Here is a 4,230-nt window from a genome sequence, read left to right as displayed (position 1 = left end):
ACCGCCACCCCACCGGCCCGCGCCGGGGGCGGGCCGGTGGGGTGGCGGTCCTACCGCTGCTCGGTCGCCTTGTCCGTCATGTCGGCGGTCCGGCCGGCCGCCGGGGGCTCGACGTCCAGCTCGGCGCCGAAGTCGCTGTACTCGATGACGGTCCGGACCTGGGCCTTCTGCGGGCCGCCGGACTCCGCGCCGTCGGGCGCCTTCACCCGCATGTCCATCTGCTGACGGCGGATGCGCCCGTCGTCGTCCAGCCAGACGTCCATCGGCAGGGTCGGGCCGAGCTGCTTCTTGAGCTGGTCGGCCTTGGCGCGGTCGCCCGTACCGGCGAGCTTGTCGACGTCGATCGTGACGCGGTAGCGGGTGGTGCTGGTGCCGCCGACCTGTTCCGTGCCGATCTTCCTGACGTCCTTGTCGGTGACGCCCTTCGCGAAGCCGGCGGACTCGGCCGGGTCGTTCACCTGCGAGGAGTCGCCACCGGCGCGCTGGGCGGCCTTCTTCAGGTCGATCTTGATCCAGGGCTTCTTGCCCGGCACCTTCGCCTGCTGCTCCTCGGGCGGCTTCTGGTAGAGGATGCCGTCGACGACCCGCTGCTCGATCTTCTGGCCGCCGGCGGTGAGGGTCATCTCGCTGTCGCCCTCGGCGAGGTCGATGACGCCCTGCCCCTCCGCGATCACGGATTCGCCCTGCGCGGTCGTCCGCGTGGTCAGCTTCATGCGCGCGGTCTGCGCCTCGGCGGTCCTGTCGTACGCGGAACGTACGGCGGCGGTGCCGTCCTCCTGGGCGCCCGGGCTCTTCTCGGCGGCCTTGTCACGGCCGGCCGTCTTCCCGCCCGGGTCCGAACCGTCGCTCCCGCAGGCCACCAGCGCCGTGCAGGCGACGGCTCCCGCCATGGAGACGGCTCCGGTCCTGAGGCTCTTGCGTAACCAGTACATGCAACCCCAACTCTCGCTGACAGTGCTTCGGTTGAACGCTTGACCTGACATCAGGTGCCCTGGGTCGCCCCGGCTACGCGGCATTTATGCGGACCCGAGCACTCCGCCCGATGTCCGGCGGTCTGTGCAGTGATCAAGGTTCGCTCTAGGCTTTCGTCAGCCGAAGGGGTGGGGACCATGGACGTGCCGAACGTTGTCGGGGACTGGCAGGAGTACCAGTCCGAGGAGTGGGCCGGGTTGCGGGTCCGCGTGCACGGGCTCCGCAGGGCCGTTCCGCCGCGCGGCCGGCATGACGACGCGAAGGGCATGACGTACGTCAGCTTCCACGTGACGTTCGAGAACCGCGGCTCCACGTTCTTCTCGATCGACTTCCACTCGCATCCCGAGCACTACGAGGTGCGCGTGGGACGCGAGGGGCACGGCGCCTTCGTCGACGAGTACGCCGCGGACAGGATCCGCGACTTCACCCTCTATCCGCAGCGCCGTGTGACGGCGACGCTCTATGCCGCCGCGCCCGCCGCACGGCTCAAGGACCTGAGCATCCAGGTCTGCCCGAAGATCGACGAGGAGCCGTCGTTCGGCTACGTGTGGGTCGGCGGCCTCGGAGTGCACGAGGGCTCCACGGGCGCCGGCCCCCGCACGTCGACGGCCCGCTCCGGTGTGGCCAGCGAGGTGGAGCGCTTCCTCCAGGACAGCGCATCCGAGGACTGACCGACCGCTGCCCGGCGCGTAGCCTGGAAGAGGACTCGGGGAACGCGACGAGCCCGCCGGGAGGCGGATGATCATGGCCTCGCTTCTGAGCAAGAACTTCGACTCCGCGGACGAGACCAGGCCGTTCGAGGACGGCAAGGGGCGGCTCGACCTGCTCCACACCGATCGTGGCCCGGTGGGCCGCGCGGTCTTCGAGCCGGGCTGGCGGTGGTCCGAGCACGTCAAGCCCATCGCCGGCACCGACAGCTGCCAGGCCGCCCACACCGGTTACGTGGTGAGCGGCCGGATGAAGATCGTCATGGACGACGGTGCCAGCGACGAGGTGGGCCCCGGCGACTTCATCTCCGTCGCGCCGGGCCACGACGCCTGGGTGCTGGGCGACGAAGCCTGCGTCACGCTCGACTGGACCGGCTTCGGGGACTACGCCGTGCCCACCGGCTCGTAAAGGGGCGGCGGCAGGCCGTCCGTGGTGTCATCGAAGGAGGACAAGAGAACATCCCGACCGCGGGAGGATCCACCGTTATGGCCACGAACAAGCAGCTCAAGGCCCGCGACATCATGACGAGCGGGGTTCAGTGCGTCGGCGCGCACCAGTCGCTGTTCGACGCGGCGCAGATGATGCGCGACCTCAACGTCGGCTGTCTGCCGATCTGCGGCGACGACAACAGGCTGACCGGCCTGATCACCGACCGCGACATCGTCGTGAAGTGCTGCGCCGAGGGCGTGGACCCGGCCACGGTCCAGGCCGGCACCCTGGGCGGACACGTGCACTGGATCGACGCCGACGCGGACGCCAACCAGGCGCTCGAAAGCATGGAGACGCACCAGATCAAGCGCCTCCCGGTCATCGACGTCCAGGGCGGCCACCAGCTGGTCGGCATGATCACCGAGGCGAACCTCGCGAAGAACCTCAGCGACGAGCAGATCGCCGAGTTCGCCACCCGCGTCTACGCGAACGTCGCGGGATAGCGCCGTACGACGACCGGCCGGGGCGGGTCAGGCGTTGCCTTGGTTCGCCAGGGTCTGCAGGCCCTTCTTGAGGTCGTCGGCGTTCATCACCGGCAGGATCTCGACCTCCGCGCCGAGTTCCATGAAGAACGTCTCCGCCACGGGAGGCAGCTGCGAGCTGTCCTGCATGTCGAAGAAGAACATGCAGGACCGCCGGCCCATGCTGGGGAAGAAGTAGGCGGCCTCGGGCTTGAGCTGTTCCGTCACCTTGCTCATCATCTGCGGCAACGTGCCGTTGCGGATCGCCTCGTTGCCGGCCTCGGTGTCGATGTGGGCGTGCAGCATGACCCTCATGGCGTTCGCTCCTTCGGCACGGCAGGGCCGGCGCGGTCCGCCCGCGCACACCGGGGCCCGGTGCCGTCCCGCTCAGCCTCACCTCGGGCCGCCGGGGCGGCAACATCTCGTCGACCGTCCGTGCGGGCGGCCGACGTGGGGGCGGCGCGCCCCGGCCGTGTGGGGATCCGGCCGGGGCGCGCCCGGGGGGTGGCGGTCTCGTGGCGGTGCGGCGGCCGCTACTTGTACGCCGCGAACGCCTTCGTGAAGGCGAGCGGCTCCTGGAGGATCGAGCTGCACGTGGCGTCGGCCGTGCCCCGCGCCCCTCCCGGGCACTGCCGGTCGCGGGTCGAGGACCACATGGACAGCCAGGCGATCCCCTTCTCCCGGGCGAACTCGACCAGCTGCGTCGCGTCACCGACCGTGAAGATCTCCGTGGTGACGTCGTTGACGCCGATCATCGGGGTGACGGCGACCGTCCGCCACGCCGCCGCGTCCGACAGGCCGAGCACGCCCTTGAGCTGGGCCTGCGTCGCCGTCGCCGCCTGGACGGCGTACGTGCCCATGTCGCCGCTGTACGCCGGCCCGTAGTCCATCGCCATGATGTCGACCGCGCTGATCCGGACGCCGTTCTTCCGGGCGTCGGCGAGCAGGTCGACGCCCGGCTGGGTCAGCCCCTCGGGCATCACCGGCAGCGTGAACGACACGTCCAGGCCCGGGTGCTTCTTCTGGAGCTGCGCGATCGCCTTCGCCCGCCGCGTGTTGGCGCCCGTGTCCGGGAGCGCCGCGCCCTCGACGTCGAAGTCCACCTTGGTGAGCTTGTACGCGTCCACGACCTTGCCGTACGCCGCCGCCAGCTCGTCGGCCGAGGCGCAGTTGAGCGCGAGCTCACGGCCCGCCGCGCCGCCGAACGACACCCGTACGTCGCCGCCCTTGGCGCGCAGCGCCCCGATCTGCCCCGCGACCCTGTCGTCGGCCAGCCCGGTCACACCGCCCCACAGCGGGGCGCAGCCGCCGCCCGAGGTGACGAAGGCCAGGTTGAACTCCTTCACGCCCGTCCTGGTGGCCGTGTCGACCAGGTCGTACGCCGGTTGCAGGGACGTGTCGACGTACGGGGCGAACTTCGCGCCCGTGGCCGCCGGCGGAGCGGTCGTGGGGGAGGACGTCGCCGGCGGCGCCGTCGTCGGGGCAGCGCTCGTCGGGCGTGCGGTCGTGGGGGCCGCGCTCGTGGGCTTCGGCGAGGGGGTGGCCGAGCGGGTCGGCGCCGGGCTCCCGGTGGGCCGGCCGCTCGGCCGGGGGGTGGCGC

6 protein-coding genes are annotated in these 4,230 nt (G+C 71.2%); 3 read left to right on the top strand and 3 right to left on the bottom strand.

Annotated features, from left to right (window positions below; genetic code table 11):
* Positions 1-50: 50 nt before the first annotated feature.
* Entirely contained in the window at positions 51-932 is an 882-nt protein-coding gene (locus E2E34_RS31935; protein WP_138905337.1) for an SCO4651 family lipoprotein, read from the bottom strand.
* Between the two features lie 177 nt (positions 933-1,109).
* Here E2E34_RS31935 and E2E34_RS31930 point away from each other — a divergent pair, with 177 nt between their 5' ends.
* The 3 genes from E2E34_RS31930 (at position 1,110) to E2E34_RS31920 (ending at position 2,612) form a co-directional block, all read left to right on the top strand.
* Positions 1,110-1,643 (top strand): hypothetical protein, encoded by a 534-nt coding sequence (locus E2E34_RS31930; protein ID WP_138905336.1) that lies wholly within the window; start codon positions 1,110-1,112, stop codon positions 1,641-1,643.
* A 73-nt stretch (positions 1,644-1,716) separates the two neighbouring features.
* The gene (locus tag E2E34_RS31925; RefSeq protein ID WP_138905335.1) at positions 1,717-2,088 is read left to right on the top strand and encodes a cupin domain-containing protein; all 372 of its coding nucleotides are present in this window, start codon (positions 1,717-1,719) and stop codon (positions 2,086-2,088) included.
* A gap of 77 nt (positions 2,089-2,165) precedes the next feature.
* Positions 2,166-2,612, top strand: a complete 447-nt coding sequence (locus tag E2E34_RS31920) for a CBS domain-containing protein (protein ID WP_138905334.1) — start codon at positions 2,166-2,168, stop codon at positions 2,610-2,612.
* A 27-nt stretch (positions 2,613-2,639) separates the two neighbouring features.
* Here E2E34_RS31920 and E2E34_RS31915 read toward each other — a convergent pair whose 3' ends face one another.
* Positions 2,640-2,945: a hypothetical protein gene (locus E2E34_RS31915; protein WP_138905333.1), complete on the bottom strand. Its 306-nt coding sequence runs from the start codon at positions 2,943-2,945 to the stop codon at positions 2,640-2,642.
* Positions 2,946-3,163: 218 nt separating this feature from the next.
* The coding region (locus E2E34_RS31910) for a chitinase (protein WP_138905332.1) at positions 3,164-4,230 on the bottom strand (1,067 nt) is incomplete at its 5' end.

This window comes from Streptomyces albidochromogenes (assembly GCF_005981925.1).
In the GTDB taxonomy this organism is placed as follows: domain Bacteria; phylum Actinomycetota; class Actinomycetes; order Streptomycetales; family Streptomycetaceae; genus Streptomyces; species Streptomyces albidochromogenes.
Note: the sequence above shows the minus strand (reverse complement) of the source record. Positions and strands in the feature narration are given on the sequence as shown.

Bases quoted from the DNA above. Each gene is read 5' to 3' on its own strand.
- E2E34_RS31935 (WP_138905337.1), bottom strand. From the start codon at position 932: ATGTACTGGTTACGCAAGAGCCTCAGGACCGGAGCCGTCTCCATGGCG.
- E2E34_RS31930 (WP_138905336.1), top strand. From the start codon at position 1,110: ATGGACGTGCCGAACGTTGTCGGGGACTGGCAGGAGTACCAGTCCGAG.
- E2E34_RS31925 (WP_138905335.1), top strand. From the start codon at position 1,717: ATGGCCTCGCTTCTGAGCAAGAACTTCGACTCCGCGGACGAGACCAGG.
- E2E34_RS31920 (WP_138905334.1), top strand. From the start codon at position 2,166: ATGGCCACGAACAAGCAGCTCAAGGCCCGCGACATCATGACGAGCGGG.
- E2E34_RS31915 (WP_138905333.1), bottom strand. From the start codon at position 2,945: ATGAGGGTCATGCTGCACGCCCACATCGACACCGAGGCCGGCAACGAG.